The following is a 12,863-nucleotide window of genomic DNA, read 5'->3' as shown; positions in this document are numbered from 1 at the left end:
AAAAAGTAGCGGAGAAAAAACATGGCCGACGACATCACAGATACCAGCCAGACTGTTGCCGCCGGCCAGTTGCGCGCCTTCATCGAGCGCATCGAGCGGCTCGAGGAAGAAAAGAAGACCATCGCCGACGACATCAAGGAAGTGTTCGCCGAGGCCAAGGGCACCGGCTTCGACACCAAGGCGATGCGGTCGATCATCCGGCTGCGCAAGAAGGACCAGGCCGAGCGCCAGGAAGAGGAAACCATCCTCGATCTCTACAAGGCCGCGCTCGGCATGGTGTAAGGCTGTCTGGAAATTCTACTCCGGCTGATATCGCCGGAGCGAATTTCGAAACAGTCTCGGGCCAAGGAATGATGCTGGAACGGGCATCGAACCATGAGCGAATTCGACTTCGGCGCCCGCCGCGCCTCTGAATTCCGCCAACGCAGCTTCTGGGCGCTGTTCGCCGAACGGCATCCGGAGGAACGCGCTTCCATGGCGCGGCGCGGACCCTGGTTCTGGCAGCGCGGGCTGCCCGACTTCGCTCTGGTCCTGTCCATGTATGTCGCGCCGGCGCAAAGCCAAGTTGGCGTCTTTTTCGGCCGTAACGAGAAGTTCGGCGCGACCGGGGTCTGGTCGCGGCTGAAGCCGTTCCAACCGGCAATCGAAGACAGGCTGAAGCTCAGGCCGGAGCAGAGCTGCGAGGCCCTCGGCACCAATTCGATGTGGCGGGTGAACTGCTATGCCGAGGACAACTGGCCGGCCATGGCCGACTGGCTGGTGACGGAATGCTCGCGCTTCGAGCGCGCCGTCACCGACGTGCTGGGAGAGGGATAGCTATCAGGTGTTGGTGCAAAGCATCGGATCCTTCTTCGGCTCGCGCTGGCAAGGCGCGGTTCCGGTCGAGCGGTTGTTCTGGCGCGATCTAGTCCTTGTCGGCACGGCGATCAACATCACCTCGTCGGTGGCCGCGCTCATTCTGCTCGGCTTGAAGCTGCCGCTCGCCGTCGTCCTGGCGGTGCATTTCGCGCCCGTGCCCTACAACATCTTTCTGACCTTTGCCGTCTGGCGAACCACGGAAAAATCCAGTGGCGCCAAGGCTTCGTTGATGACCCTCGGGGCTACGCTTTGGCTGATCCTGGTGGTGGTTGTCTGAGAAGATTGACACGAAAAAGGGCGGCCGAAGCCGCCCTTTGAAGATGGTGGTCAAGCCGCGGCTTAAGCCGCCGGCTCGAATTTCAGCGCCACGCCGTTGATGCAATAGCGCAGGCCGGTCGGCGGCGGGCCGTCCTCGAAGACATGGCCGAGATGGCTGCCGCAGCGGGCGCAGTGGCATTCGGTGCGGACCATGCCGTAGCTGCGGTCGACGGTGTTTTCGACCGAACCGGGCACCGGATCATTGAAGCTCGGCCAGCCGGTGCCGCTCTCGAACTTGAGCTTGGATTCGAACAGCGGCTGGTCGCAGCCGACGCAGGAAAAGGTGCCGGCGCGCTTTTCGTAGAGCAGCGCGCAGCTTCCGGGCCGTTCGGTGCCATGGCCGCGCATGACCGCATATTGCTCGGGCGTCAGGCGGGCGCGCCATTCGGCGTCGGTGCGGGTGACAGGGTAGGTGTGGGTGTCCATTTGATCTCCTCAGCCTTGGCGGCTTGTTGTTGGTTGCAAGCTATATTCGCTTAGAGATAGGCGTTTGTTACGTGTTTTGCTCGCATTTTCAGCCGAGCTCCTACCCAATCGCCTGAAGATAGCGGGCGATCGACGCATGAAATGCCGTTCTTGCGTCGCCGATGATGTTCTGCTGCCACCACGCGCCGTAGATGTCGTCGAATTCGAAAGGCTCAAGTGCCGCCGCGATGCGTCGCACGGCCGGCGCATTGAGCGGAATGTAGTTCGGATAGCTGTACATGAAGCTGACATGGCGACGCGTCGGCGTCACCTGCAATATGTCGCCGGACAGCAGGGCGTTACCGTCATCGCGTTTCCAATGCAGCACCTGGCCGCCGGCAAAATGGCCACCGCAACGCACGAGTGTCAGCGACGGGTTTATGGCCAGCGTCTCGCCCGCCCAGCTGACGATGGCGTTGTGCGGCCGCATAATCCACTGGCGGTCGTCGGCATGGAGATAGATCGGCACGCCGCCAAACGCCTCGCTCCACTCGACCATCACCGAATAATAGTGGCAGTGCGAAATGGCGATCGCGGCCAGGCCGCCGCGACGGTTGATTTCGGCTACCGCCTCGTCGCTCACCATCGAGATGCAATCCCACAGCACATTGCCGTGCGGCGTCTGCGCCAGCAGCGCCCGCTGGCCGATAGCAAAGCGCGGCTCGATGCCGAAAGCGAGAACGCCGGCATCGTCCTTCATCACAAGCCTATGCCCGGCAGAGAGTTCTTCCCCAGTGATCCAGGCCTGGCCTTCCCAGCGCACATATTGCCGCTCGTCCTCGCAGATCGGGCAATTTTCTGGAGGGGTCTGCGTTGCCGCGAACTGGACGCCGCATTGCGGGCAAAGAAAGCAGGTCATCGGTTTTCCTCTCATATCAATGCTTGCGTGAGAGCTGCTTCGTCGCGGCTTCCAACCCGGCCAGCGTCAGTGGGAACATGCGGCCGCCGAAGAGATCGCGGATCATCGCGATCGAATGGGTGAAGCCCCAGTTTTTCTGGTTTTCGGGGTTCAGCCAGACCGCATTCGGCCATTGCTGGATGAGGCGGCCAAGCCAGACACTGCCGGCTTCCGGATTCCAATGCTCGACCGAACCGCCGGGATGCGCGATCTCGTAAGGGCTCATCGAGGCATCGCCGACGACGATCACCTTGTAGTCGGGGCCGTATTTGTGAAGCAGATCGAAGGTCGGGATGGTCTCGGCATGCCTGCGCCGGTTGTCCTTCCAGACGCCCTCGTAAACGCAGTTGTGGAAGTAAAAATATTCGAGCTGGCGGAATTCGGCGCGGGCGGCCGAAAACAGCTCCTCGACGCTTTTGATGTGGTCGTCCATCGAGCCGCCGACATCGAAGAACATCAAGAGCTTCACGGCGTTGCGCCGTTCGGGGCGCGTCTGCACATCGAGATAGCCGTGCTCGGCGGTGGCATGGATGGTGCCGGGCAGGTCGAACTCTTCCTCCGCACCCTCGCGCACCCAGCGGCGCAGGCGCTTCAGCGCCACCTTGATGTTGCGGGTGCCGAGCTCGACGGCGTCGTCGAAATTTTTGAACTCGCGCTCGTCCCAGACTTTCACCGCACGGCGATTGCGGCTTTCATGCTGGCCGATGCGCACGCCTTCGGGATTGTAGCCATAGGCGCCGAAAGGCGAAGTGCCGCCGGTGCCGATCCATTTCGAGCCGCCCTGGTGGCGGCCTTTCTGTTCCTCCAGCCGCTGCTTCAGTGTCTCCATCAGCTTGTCGAAACCGCCGAGCGCCTCGATCAGTTTCTTCTCTTCCTCGGTCAGGTGCTTTTCGGCGAGCCGGCGCAGCCATTCCTCAGGGATGTTGGCGACACCGACGGCATCGGGGCCGGTGAGCGCCTCGATCCCCTTGAAGACATGCGCAAACACCTGGTCGAAGCGGTCGATATGGCGTTCGTCCTTCACAAGCGCGGCGCGGGCGAGGTAGTAAAAACCCTGGACGTCATAGTCGACCAGCCCGGCCTCCAGCCCTTCCAGCAGCGACAGATATTCCCTGAGCGAAACGGGAACGCGCGCGGCCTTTAGTTCGAGAAAGAAGGGGAGGAACATGGTTGGCCGTTATCTATGCCGAACGGTCACGGCTGAGTCGCCACGGGCACTGTCGATTTCGCCGGATTGCAGAAGATTTGCCACAGTACGTGGGTTGGGCATGGGCAAGTGCTTTGCGATGCGGGCTTCCGCCCATTCGCGCATAGCCGAGGCGGCATCGGCTATCGCTTCCGCCGGGTTTGCGCCGGCCCCGTGGCAGCCGGCGAGATCGGGCATCCGCACTCCCCAAACGCCGTCACTGCCATCCAGGATTCCGACATAGCGGATCATTCGGCTCCTTCCGCGTTATTTCGATCGCGCTCGCATCATAGCAGATCATACTCGATAAAACCTGTCCGCCGCGCGACATGGTCGTAGAGCTTGCGCGCTGTGGCGTTGGTTTCGTGGGTCATCCAATAGACGTTCTTGACGCCGATCTTGTCGGCTTCCTGCTTGACCGCTTCAATGAGGGCCGCACCGATGCCCTTGCCGCGCACATCAGGGTCGGCGAACAGGTCCTGCAGGTAGCAGTTGTTTTTCTCCGACCAGCCGGAGCGGTGATAGAGATAATGGGTCAGGCCGACCGCCTTGCCGTCGAGCGTGGCGATAAACCCCTTCGGTTCGAATTCACCTTCCGTGAACAGTCGTTTCCAGGTGATGTCGTAGACCTCGTCCGGCAGCTTGGTCTCGTAGAAGGTGAGGTAGGCAGTCCACAGCCGCCGCCAGTCGGCATGGTCGGCCAGCGCCAGCGGGCGGACGGTGATCTCGGTCATTTCGGTTCCTCCAAAGCCTTATCGGATTCCGGCGGAATCAGATCGGAAACACCATCGCCTAATCCACCGGCGAATTGTACTCGCGAAATGCGGTTGCCAGCATCTGCAGCGCGTCACGCGCGCGCGGCGCCAGATTGTGCGAATGCAGCACCACTTCGGAAGGGTCAAGCGATGGAAGACCAAGTTTGCGGCCAACCTCGATCAGGCCGGGCGGAGCGACGCAGTGAGCCAGCGCCGAAACGGCAAAGCCCGCCGATATCGCAATGTTGACGGCCGCGCCGCCGCCGCCGACGAAGGCCTCCTCCCAGGCGATGCCTGCTTTGTCCAGCGCCTCGACCGCCCGCACACGATCCGGACAGTTGCACACGGTGCTTAAGAGCGCGAGGCGCAACGGCGTTCCGCGCTGCCACTCGAAGGAAGGTGCTGCGAACCAGCCATAGTGGTTGCGCGACAAGGTCCGGCCAGGACGGCTGTCGCCTTCGCGGTGCACGATGACTGCATCGAGCTCGCCGTGATCGAAAGCTTCCTTGAGCACCGTGCTGGTATCGATCCTCAAACTGAGCGTCAGCGATGGATCGTGCGCATGGAGCTGGGCAATCAGAATGGACAGCGCCGGACCGGCGGCATGATCGACAAAGCCGAGCGCAAGCCGGCACGGTGCTGACGCAAACTCCGCCATGGCGCGCTCGTGCGCGGCAAGGAAGTCGCGCGCGGCGGGGAGGAAGACGGCGCCTCGTGCCGACAGGCTGACGCGGCGCGGCGTTCTTTCGATCAATCGCGCGCCGAGCTTTTCCTCAAGACGGCGCAGCTTGACGCTGATTGTCGCCTGGGTGCTGCCCAGCGCCGTGGCCGCCTGGGTGAAGCTCTGCAGATCGGCCACCATCACAAAGGTTCGTACGGCGTCCACATCAAGACTGGTCATCGCAGCACTCCATTGGCTAATCATTCCGTTTTGTCATTTCTGATATAGCCGAGCATAGCCTTTTTTCATGGTCGAGTCTCCTCTATCTCAAACTGGTCGTGGTTTGAAGAGCGCCTCATGCTCGGATGGAAAGAGATCGATATGCCAATTCAACGAAACACCATAGCGCTCACCGGCGTGTGCCTGGCGTCGCTGCTGTTCGGGCTCGAAATCTCCAGCGTGCCGGTGATCCTGCCGAAACTGGAAAGCGTGCTCGCCGCCAATTTCAGGGATTTGCAGTGGATCATGAATGCCTACACCATCGCCTGCACGACAGTGCTTATGGCGACGGGGACATTGGCCGACCGTTTCGGCCGCAAGAGCGTGATGGTGATCACCACCGTCGCCTTCGGCCTCGCCTCGCTGCTGTGCGGCCTAGCGCCGAGTGCGGCGCTGCTGATCGCCGCCCGCTTCCTGCAAGGTCTCGCCGGCGGCGCGATGCTGACCTGCAGCGTCGCCGTGCTGTCGCATCAGTTCCAGGACGGCCGCGAACGCGGCAAGGCTTTCGTCGCCTGGAGCGTCGTCTCAGGCATCGGGCTTGGTTTCGGGCCCGCCATCGGTGGCTTGATCGTGGCGCTGTCGAACTGGCAATGGGTGTTCCTCATCCACGTGCCGCTGGCGATCCTGGCGCTCGCCTTTATCGGCGCCGGTGTCACGCAATCGCGCGATCACAACGCCCAGAAGCTTGACTGGGCCGGCATGCTGACGCTGTCGGCTTCTGTGTTCGGCTTCTCCTATCTGATCACGCAGGGTGCGGATCTCGGGACCAGCGCCCGCATCGGCGTGATATCAGCCTCCGTGGCTGCGTTCATCGCTTTCCTTGTCGCCGAGAGGGTCAATCCCTATCCGATGTTCGATTTCTCCGTGTTCCGCATCCGCCAGTTTTCCGGCGCGATCATGGGCGCCATCGGCATGAATTTCAGCTACTGGCCGTTCATCATCTATCTGCCGATCTATTATTCCGGCGTTCTCGGCTACGACAGCACGACGACCGGCCTGCTGTTGCTCGTCTACACGCTGCCCTTCATGGTGATGCCGCCGATCGCCGAGCGCATTCGCGCGCGCTATCAGGCACGAATTGCCATCCCGCTCGGTCTGCTGACGCTAGGGATCGGTTTCATCGCCATGTGGATCGGCTCCAGGCTCGAGGGCGCCACTTGGCTGACCATGCTGCCCGGCACGCTGATTGCCGGCATCGGCATCGGTCTCACCAATTCGCCGACCACCAATACCACGACCGGCGCGGTATCGCCGGATCGTGCCGGCATGGCGTCCGGCATCGACATCAGCGCACGCCTGATCACGCTCGCTGTCAACATCGCGGTGCTCGGCCTGCTGCTGACGCAAGGTATCGTTTCCCACCTGCGGGCCACACTCGGCGCGGCTTTGGAGCCGGATGAGTTGCGGGCACTGGCGGAAAGGGTCGCCACCGGCAATCTGGAGGGCCTTGCGCAGGGGACGCCGAAGCTCGCAGCCCTCGACCCATCCGGCGCCATCGTGCATGCCGCGCTGGTCAATGGTTTCGGCTGGGTCATGCTCTATTGCGGGATCGGCGTTCTCGCCCTGTCGGTCATCGGCTTCGTCATCTTCGGGCCGAAGCGCGTCGCGCCGCAGGAGACAGGGCTTGCGGCGGCCGAGTGATCGGCCGAAGCTCGCTCATAGCGCTCAGCCCGCCCGCCGATCCTTATCCCTTCCGCCTGGCCATGAAAGCAAGGCGCTCAAACAGATGCACGTCCTGCTCGTTCTTCAGCAGCGCGCCGTGCAGTTTCGGCAGCGCGTTCCTGGGGTCGGCGCGCAGATCCTCGGGTGCGATGTCGTCGGCGACCAGCAGGCGGATCCAGTCGAGCGCCTCGGAGGTCGACGGCTTCTTCTTCAACCCCTGCACGTCGCGGATTTCGTAGAACTGGGTCAGGGCAGCACGCACCAAATTCTGCTTTATGCCGGGATAGTGCACGTCGACGATTTTGTGCAGCGTGTCGACATCGGGAAAGCGGATGTAGTGGAAGAAGCACCGGCGCAGGAAGGCGTCGGGCAGTTCCTTCTCGTTGTTGGAAGTGATGATGACGATGGGGCGCACAGCGGCGCGGATCGTTTCGCCGGTTTCGTAGACGAAGAACTCCATTCGATCGAGTTCCTGCAGCAGGTCGTTGGGGAATTCGATATCGGCCTTGTCGATCTCGTCGATCAACAGCACGACCTTCTTGCCGGCCGCGAAGGCGTCCCAGAGCTTGCCGCGCTTGATGTAGTTTTTGATGTCGTTGAATCTGGCATCCCCAAGCTGGCTGTCGCGCAGCCGCGAGACAGCATCATATTCATACAGTCCCTGCTGCGCACGGGTGGTCGACTTGACGTGCCATTCGATCAGGTCGAGGCCGAGCGCCGATGCCACCTGGCGGGCAAGCTCGGTCTTGCCGGTGCCCGGCTCGCCCTTGACCAGCAACGGCCGCTCCAGCGCGATCGCGGCGTTCACCGCCACCATCAGATCCTTGTCGGCGACATAGGCCGCCGTGCCTTCGAAACGCATACTTGCTCCTCGGTTGGTCAGCGCGAGCGTAAGGACGCTGCTTGACCTGTGCAAGGGCGAGCCGGCTGCGACCAAAGCGTGTGAGATCGAAATGGAAACATCGGCTCATGTCAGGTAGTGTCTCAGTTTGAAATTCAGAGCTTGTATTCGAATTCCCATAGCCCGACCCGCGAAAGCTCAAAGGCTATCTCATGCCAGCTATTGCCCTCAGCCGAAGCACATCGAGCGATGAGAAATTTTTCCAGTTGAAGGTGATCGAACGTCCGCATGAAAATCACGCTTTCACCAGAAAATACCGCTTCTTTGTGGGACCGAAGAAACCATGTCGGCGAACACACCGTGGCAGTGAAAGCATCCGAGCCTTCTTTGCCCTCTTCTCCCGCATAGAAATCAATGGTGACCGAAAAATCAGTTGGATCGGACGGACGCCATGTAGAGAGATCGAACGCGAGTTTATCGGCTTCCACAATCCTATGACCCTTATACTCCGCTTTCATGAAACTCACTGTTCCTGCTTCTTATAAGGACCACGTTTCCCCGGCTTCGGAGCAACAGCGTCCATCTTCTCGCAAAGATCTTCCATGGACCAGAGAGTTTGTGACACGCCAGCCGCCATTGCCGGCGTCATTTTCAGCGTCTTGTGCATTTTTATGAAGTTGTACCAGACCGTGTAAATCGCGACCATGTGGACATGGTTTTCGAACTTCTTTGAGAACGCATTGGTCAGGCGTGTGAAGCGGCGGTTTGCCATGCGCATGGTGAGATTAGCGCGCTCGATATGCGACGTGCTGACATGCATCGGGTCCGGGTTGCCTTCAATCCGCGTCTTGGTTGCGCCGGTGCAGACGGCGGGGCTATAGCGGCGCTCTGGCGAGGTCTTCTTGCCTTCCGGTTCGCCGTACTGCTTGATCAGCATCGCATAGTCGATGTCCGCTCCAAATGCTTCCTCGACCGCATTGAGATAGGCGCGGTGACCGTCGGTCGTAAGCTGGACGCGGTTTGCAAGACGGTCCTTCACGTCATCCATGAATGCCAGTGCATATTCGCCATCGCGACCGCCCACGAGCCAGGAAATGATAAGCTTGCTGTCGCTGTCGAGAGCGGTCCACGTCCACACGTCGCCAGCGCCTTCAACCGGGGCTTTCATGGCCGAAACGTTCTTGGCCTTCGCGCCGACGAACGACCAGATTTCATCGCACTGGACGCGCTTGGAAGCCACGTTTCGGACTTCACTGTCATGCAGATAGGCGCAGAACTTGCCGGCATCGACCAGCAGCTTTGAAACCGTGTTGATCGACACGTCGGCAACGGGGGAGGTAGAGCGCATCGAAGAACCCTCGCAAAGCATGGTGAGGATTTGGACGCGGGTTTTGAGGGGCAGCTTGTTCATGCCCCTCATATGTGAACTTTTATGCTTAGTGTCAAGCATCAAAAGTTCACTTTAAAACGGAATGTCTTCGTCCGGTTCCGGTTCCGGTGGTCGTGATGGCCGAGGCGGCGTTGGCCTTCCAAAGTTCGGCGGTGGCTCGGCCGCTTCCTCCTCGATTGTTTCGTGGCCTAGTTCGGCCAATCCAAACGTGTTCGGGGCTGGACGTGTAAAAATCTCTCCGCGCCGAACATATGCGGCGAGCGAGCTTGTCAGCGATGCCTTCGCCTCCCGCGTGGCTTCCCGGCCAAGCGCTTCCAGTATCTCGTTGATATGGACAGGGGCTCGCTTCTTTAGGATCACATGCCGCGCATCTGCGACAGCGCTTCCGGTGCGCAGCACGGTTTCCGCATCGGTATTGTTGTCGTCGCCGTCGGTGGCCAACATTTTGAGGATGTCCCGCAACGCCTGAACATAGACGCGAGCTACCTTGGTCTTCTCTTCGAGGGACGCGACCTCCTGCTCTTTTTTGCGAAGGCGCTCTTCAATCTTCTTCCGTTCCGTCATGCCATCGACTCCTGTATGTGACGATGGTATGTGATGGGACGCATCACGCGCAAGAGGATTCGACATGGAAACAGCGATTGAGGAACTTCCTGCCTACCGATCCACCATCGACCGACTGGAAAAGCTCAGACAGGAAGGCTCGAACGGGCAGGAATACTGGATGGCCCGGGATATCCATCCAGTGTTGGGTTACCCTGTATGGGATAAGTTCGAGCCAGTGATTGAGCGTGCCGCCTCCTCATTCACGGCTAACACGATTGATCCGTCACATCATATTGCTCGTGCAAGCAAAATGATGGAACTCGGAGGGGGCGGAAAACGAGAAGGCTTGGATTACTTCCTCAGTCGCGCCGCGTGCCGTCTCATCGCCATGAACGGCGACCCGAGCAAAGCCGAGATCGCCGCCGCTCAGGCTTACTTCGTTGTCCAGACCCATCGCATGGAAGCAGAAGACGCACTGACCCAGGATGAGAAGCGGCTGAATCTGCGGGACAAAGTGACGACCGCGTTCCGCACTGTCAGCGGAGTGGCGAAGGAAGCTGGCGTCCCCAATTCGAAGCAAGCTCTGTTTCACGATGCCCGGTATCAGGGCCTCTATGATATGCCGAGACGCGATGTGATGGCGCGAAAAGGTTTGAAGCGGGAAGACAACCCCTTCGACTACGCCGGGCCGCTGGAATTGTCGGCAAACGATTTCAGATGAACATGGCCGCTGACGTCATCAAAAAAGAAGGCATCAAAGGCGAATACCGGGTCATAGACCGCAATAAGAAGATTGCGCAGGACGTGCGGAAGGTGATGCGCGAAAACGGCTCAACGATGCCGGAAAACCTTCCGGTTGCCGAGCCGATCAGGGTAGTCGAAAAGAGAGTGAAGGCGGCCCGCAAACTCGAAATTAAGTCTTAGCCCACCGCTTTTCCGCTGCCTTCTTGGCAAATTCAGCGCGCCGCTCTGGCGTCATGTTCTCGGCGCGCTTCTTCCCGCCCTTGGCGCCCAGCGCCTTTGCAGCGGGGTCTTTGCCGTCGTCGATCACGGTGTCGTCTTCATCGCCAGTGGCAATGCGCATGACGCGGACGGCGTTGCCGATCACGTCGGCGGGGCGCTTCTGGCCTTTAGGTCCGGTTGGCATTGCTACTCCTATGTGCTTTCCAGAGTGACAAACACCAGCGGCACCTTCTCCACGTCCGCCGGCTGCGGCACATGTGTTATCTCGGTTACCGCGTAGATGGCCAGACTATCGCCGGATGGCATGTGCACCCAGTCGCCTATCACAGGCGTTGACGCGAAGGTCCACATCGACGCTTCGTTTTCAATTTTAACAAGGCAACGGATCGCCACACAACCACTCCATGCTTTCCGCTAAGCATATAGGCGTTTCCGCCTATGCGGGCAAACCCGGATAGGCGCTTTCGCATATTTCAAATTTCAAACTGAGACACTACCTCATGTCACTAGCGCTTGACCGACCAGCCGCCTATATTGGGCTTGGCGGTCTGCGCTTCCCGGCAGGAGAACATTTTCCCCGGGGCCTTAACGATCCTTAGGGAGCTGTCCCTGGGAAGACCCGTGGGTTTTCTCATACGGCGCCCACCTACTTTGTAGGTTCCCGGGATCGCTCTCTCCACCGGTTGTGTGGATCGTCACTTACCTGTATCCGCCCAGTTTGGCGGATGATGTGGTAGAAAACGTCGCTCATGAAACGTCACCCAGATCCGACCTTTTCTATCGTCCGCGCATGACATCTCCCAAAGACCTGAAAAAGCAGTTGCGCCTCGAGGCACTCGGCCGTCGCGATGCGCTCGATCCGCTGCGGCGGGTGGAGATCGCGCTTGAGATGGCCGAGACGGCGCGCGACCACCTCGCCATCGAGCCGGGTCAGATCGTTTCAGCTTTCTGGCCGATGCGATCGGAAGTCGACGTCAGGCCGCTGATGTTCGCCTTGCGCGAGAAGGGGGCCAGGCTTTGCCTGCCGGCCATCCTCGACAAGACCACCATAGTCTTTCGCGAACTGGTGCGCGGCGCGCCGATGGTCGAGATGGGTTTTGGCACGGTCGGTCCGCATGCGGAGGCCGAGGTTCTCGATCCCGCGGTGATGCTGGTGCCGCTCGCGGCCTTCGACAGCCGCGGTCATCGCATCGGGTATGGCGCCGGCTATTACGACCGCGCCATCGCCAGGCTGATCGACAAGGGCCAGCCGCCACGACTGATCGGCATCGCCTTCGATTGCCAGGAGGTGGGTCTGGTGCCGGATGAGGCGCACGACGTCATCATCCCGGAAATACTGACCGAGAGCGGTTTGCGCCGCTTCGATATCGCTTAAAAGACCGCGATCCCGCTTAACGCGTTTCCAAGACGTGCCGGATAGTATTCCGGCAACACAGTCCGATCCGATGGCGGCCATCCATGTTTGTCTTCGCACGCTTCCTGCTGATGCCGTTCGTCCTCATCGCGGTAACGCTGTTCGCGATGGCATTGCACATTTCCGGAACGGCCCTGCACCACCAGTTCGCCTGGCATCAGACGGTTGCCACAGTGACGGATGTCAGTTCCTACAGCGAAGCCCAGGGTAATGGCCTCACCGCGAAAGGCATCAACGTCGCTGTCACCTATGTCGCGAACGATGCACCGATGACGTGGTCCGGCAAGGGAAAGGACATCGGCCTCTACACGGCGTCCAAAGGCGACGCGGTGAAGTTGTATTACAACCCTGCCAATCCATCGATCCTCGATACCGCGGCGATGAAGGGCTGGCGCGGCGGGCTGTTGCTCCTGGCCGCTACTGGTGGGTTCACTGTTTTCTACGTCTGGTTCTTCTGGCTGCGCGGACGCGCCGCACCGCCGGCGTCACCGATGATGCCTTCGGCAGTTCGCGTCGCGGGCGCGAGCGCAAAGCCGTCTCAACAGCAGCGTGGTACTTTCGGCCGGCGTTAGCGCCAATCGCCCGGGTAGCGCTTGCCTAGCGTCCGTGCCTCTGGATAGAAGTGGG

18 protein-coding genes, 1 other RNA gene and 1 pseudogene are annotated in these 12,863 nt (G+C 60.4%); 8 read left to right on the top strand and 12 right to left on the bottom strand.

Going from position 1 to position 12,863, the window contains the following annotated elements; all coding sequences use genetic code 11:
- Positions 1-21: 21 nt before the first annotated feature.
- From NKH35_RS08920 to NKH35_RS08910, 3 genes are all read left to right on the top strand, one after another.
- Complete coding sequence (locus tag NKH35_RS08920; protein WP_023668722.1) at positions 22-282, top strand: DUF2312 domain-containing protein; 261 nt, start codon at positions 22-24, stop codon at positions 280-282.
- A 93-nt stretch (positions 283-375) separates the two neighbouring features.
- A complete protein-coding gene (locus NKH35_RS08915; protein ID WP_352462247.1) occupies positions 376-816 on the top strand; it encodes a hypothetical protein in 441 nt (146 codons plus the stop codon).
- 7 nt (positions 817-823) lie between these two features.
- Positions 824-1,135: a hypothetical protein gene (locus NKH35_RS08910; RefSeq protein ID WP_031196451.1), complete on the top strand. Its 312-nt coding sequence runs from the start codon at positions 824-826 to the stop codon at positions 1,133-1,135.
- A gap of 62 nt (positions 1,136-1,197) precedes the next feature.
- On the opposite strand, the gene msrB is transcribed toward NKH35_RS08910, so the two are convergent.
- From msrB to NKH35_RS08880, 6 genes are all read right to left on the bottom strand, one after another.
- Positions 1,198-1,602, bottom strand: coding sequence for a peptide-methionine (R)-S-oxide reductase MsrB (gene msrB, locus NKH35_RS08905; RefSeq protein ID WP_013529102.1), 405 nt, complete (start codon positions 1,600-1,602; stop codon positions 1,198-1,200).
- A gap of 100 nt (positions 1,603-1,702) precedes the next feature.
- Positions 1,703-2,500, bottom strand: a complete 798-nt coding sequence (locus NKH35_RS08900; RefSeq protein WP_023704917.1) for an MBL fold metallo-hydrolase — start codon at positions 2,498-2,500, stop codon at positions 1,703-1,705.
- A 16-nt stretch (positions 2,501-2,516) separates the two neighbouring features.
- Positions 2,517-3,707, bottom strand: a complete 1,191-nt coding sequence (locus tag NKH35_RS08895) for a vWA domain-containing protein (RefSeq protein WP_352914200.1) — start codon at positions 3,705-3,707, stop codon at positions 2,517-2,519.
- A gap of 9 nt (positions 3,708-3,716) precedes the next feature.
- Complete coding sequence (locus tag NKH35_RS08890) at positions 3,717-3,977, bottom strand: type II toxin-antitoxin system HicB family antitoxin (protein WP_050485875.1); 261 nt, start codon at positions 3,975-3,977, stop codon at positions 3,717-3,719.
- 35 nt (positions 3,978-4,012) lie between these two features.
- Positions 4,013-4,459, bottom strand: a complete 447-nt coding sequence (locus tag NKH35_RS08885) for a GNAT family N-acetyltransferase (protein ID WP_023684144.1) — start codon at positions 4,457-4,459, stop codon at positions 4,013-4,015.
- Between the two features lie 58 nt (positions 4,460-4,517).
- The gene (locus NKH35_RS08880) at positions 4,518-5,381 is read right to left on the bottom strand and encodes a LysR family transcriptional regulator (protein WP_023737887.1); all 864 of its coding nucleotides are present in this window, start codon (positions 5,379-5,381) and stop codon (positions 4,518-4,520) included.
- A gap of 141 nt (positions 5,382-5,522) precedes the next feature.
- Between NKH35_RS08880 and NKH35_RS08875 the strand changes: the two genes are divergently transcribed.
- Positions 5,523-7,061, top strand: a complete 1,539-nt coding sequence (locus tag NKH35_RS08875; protein ID WP_352911284.1) for an MFS transporter — start codon at positions 5,523-5,525, stop codon at positions 7,059-7,061.
- 43 nt (positions 7,062-7,104) lie between these two features.
- Here the strand turns inward: NKH35_RS08875 and NKH35_RS08870 are convergent, their stop codons facing one another.
- The 4 genes from NKH35_RS08870 to NKH35_RS08855 form a co-directional block, all read right to left on the bottom strand.
- Positions 7,105-7,944 carry an AAA family ATPase gene (locus NKH35_RS08870; protein ID WP_023716052.1) on the bottom strand — a complete coding sequence of 280 codons (840 nt, stop codon included), beginning with the start codon at positions 7,942-7,944 and terminating at the stop codon, positions 7,105-7,107.
- A gap of 134 nt (positions 7,945-8,078) precedes the next feature.
- On the bottom strand, positions 8,079-8,441 hold the full coding sequence (locus NKH35_RS08865) for an Imm8 family immunity protein (RefSeq protein ID WP_023700256.1): 363 nt from the start codon (positions 8,439-8,441) through the stop codon (positions 8,079-8,081).
- A 5-nt stretch (positions 8,442-8,446) separates the two neighbouring features.
- Positions 8,447-9,334 carry an IS1 family transposase gene (locus NKH35_RS08860; protein WP_352911276.1) on the bottom strand — a complete coding sequence of 296 codons (888 nt, stop codon included), beginning with the start codon at positions 9,332-9,334 and terminating at the stop codon, positions 8,447-8,449.
- A 51-nt stretch (positions 9,335-9,385) separates the two neighbouring features.
- A complete protein-coding gene (locus NKH35_RS08855; protein ID WP_023700258.1) occupies positions 9,386-9,877 on the bottom strand; it encodes a hypothetical protein in 492 nt (163 codons plus the stop codon).
- 64 nt (positions 9,878-9,941) lie between these two features.
- Here NKH35_RS08855 and NKH35_RS08850 point away from each other — a divergent pair.
- Positions 9,942-10,783 (top strand): annotated as a pseudogene (locus NKH35_RS08850) (BRO family protein).
- On the opposite strand, the gene NKH35_RS08840 reads toward NKH35_RS08850, so the two are convergent.
- Positions 10,773-11,006 carry an RNA-binding protein gene (locus NKH35_RS08840; RefSeq protein WP_352914191.1) on the bottom strand — a complete coding sequence of 78 codons (234 nt, stop codon included), beginning with the start codon at positions 11,004-11,006 and terminating at the stop codon, positions 10,773-10,775. The pseudogene NKH35_RS08850 and the gene NKH35_RS08840 overlap by 11 nt on opposite strands.
- An 8-nt stretch (positions 11,007-11,014) precedes the next feature.
- Complete coding sequence (locus tag NKH35_RS08835; protein ID WP_156033771.1) at positions 11,015-11,215, bottom strand: hypothetical protein; 201 nt, start codon at positions 11,213-11,215, stop codon at positions 11,015-11,017.
- Positions 11,216-11,364: 149 nt separating this feature from the next.
- Between NKH35_RS08835 and ssrS the strand changes: the two genes are divergently transcribed.
- The 3 genes from ssrS to NKH35_RS08820 all read left to right on the top strand — a co-directional run bounded on the left by ssrS (position 11,365) and on the right by NKH35_RS08820 (position 12,808).
- Positions 11,365-11,520, top strand: a non-coding RNA gene (gene ssrS / locus NKH35_RS08830) — 6S RNA.
- Positions 11,521-11,612: 92 nt separating this feature from the next.
- Positions 11,613-12,197, top strand: a complete 585-nt coding sequence (locus tag NKH35_RS08825) for a 5-formyltetrahydrofolate cyclo-ligase (RefSeq protein WP_352759214.1) — start codon at positions 11,613-11,615, stop codon at positions 12,195-12,197.
- 83 nt (positions 12,198-12,280) lie between these two features.
- The gene (locus NKH35_RS08820) at positions 12,281-12,808 is read left to right on the top strand and encodes a DUF3592 domain-containing protein (RefSeq protein WP_352911271.1); all 528 of its coding nucleotides are present in this window, start codon (positions 12,281-12,283) and stop codon (positions 12,806-12,808) included.
- The last annotated feature ends 55 nt before the right edge of the window (positions 12,809-12,863 follow it).

Origin of the sequence: Mesorhizobium sp. M1143, from assembly GCF_040318435.1 — a bacterium.
Taxonomy (GTDB): domain Bacteria; phylum Pseudomonadota; class Alphaproteobacteria; order Rhizobiales; family Rhizobiaceae; genus Mesorhizobium.
Note: the sequence above shows the minus strand (reverse complement) of the source record. Positions and strands in the feature narration are given on the sequence as shown.

Coding starts and splice junctions, on each gene's coding strand:
- NKH35_RS08920 (WP_023668722.1), top strand. CDS start 22: ATGGCCGACGACATCACAGATACCAGCCAGACTGTTGCCGCCGGCCAG.
- NKH35_RS08915 (WP_352462247.1), top strand. CDS start 376: ATGAGCGAATTCGACTTCGGCGCCCGCCGCGCCTCTGAATTCCGCCAA.
- msrB (WP_013529102.1), bottom strand. CDS start 1,602: ATGGACACCCACACCTACCCTGTCACCCGCACCGACGCCGAATGGCGC.
- NKH35_RS08900 (WP_023704917.1), bottom strand. CDS start 2,500: ATGACCTGCTTTCTTTGCCCGCAATGCGGCGTCCAGTTCGCGGCAACG.
- NKH35_RS08895 (WP_352914200.1), bottom strand. CDS start 3,707: ATGTTCCTCCCCTTCTTTCTCGAACTAAAGGCCGCGCGCGTTCCCGTT.
- NKH35_RS08890 (WP_050485875.1), bottom strand. CDS start 3,977: ATGATCCGCTATGTCGGAATCCTGGATGGCAGTGACGGCGTTTGGGGA.
- NKH35_RS08885 (WP_023684144.1), bottom strand. CDS start 4,459: ATGACCGAGATCACCGTCCGCCCGCTGGCGCTGGCCGACCATGCCGAC.
- NKH35_RS08880 (WP_023737887.1), bottom strand. CDS start 5,381: ATGACCAGTCTTGATGTGGACGCCGTACGAACCTTTGTGATGGTGGCC.
- NKH35_RS08875 (WP_352911284.1), top strand. CDS start 5,523: ATGCCAATTCAACGAAACACCATAGCGCTCACCGGCGTGTGCCTGGCG.
- NKH35_RS08870 (WP_023716052.1), bottom strand. CDS start 7,944: ATGCGTTTCGAAGGCACGGCGGCCTATGTCGCCGACAAGGATCTGATG.
- NKH35_RS08865 (WP_023700256.1), bottom strand. CDS start 8,441: ATGAAAGCGGAGTATAAGGGTCATAGGATTGTGGAAGCCGATAAACTC.
- NKH35_RS08860 (WP_352911276.1), bottom strand. CDS start 9,334: ATGAACAAGCTGCCCCTCAAAACCCGCGTCCAAATCCTCACCATGCTT.
- NKH35_RS08855 (WP_023700258.1), bottom strand. CDS start 9,877: ATGACGGAACGGAAGAAGATTGAAGAGCGCCTTCGCAAAAAAGAGCAG.
- NKH35_RS08840 (WP_352914191.1), bottom strand. CDS start 11,006: ATGCCAACCGGACCTAAAGGCCAGAAGCGCCCCGCCGACGTGATCGGC.
- NKH35_RS08825 (WP_352759214.1), top strand. CDS start 11,613: ATGACATCTCCCAAAGACCTGAAAAAGCAGTTGCGCCTCGAGGCACTC.
- NKH35_RS08820 (WP_352911271.1), top strand. CDS start 12,281: ATGTTTGTCTTCGCACGCTTCCTGCTGATGCCGTTCGTCCTCATCGCG.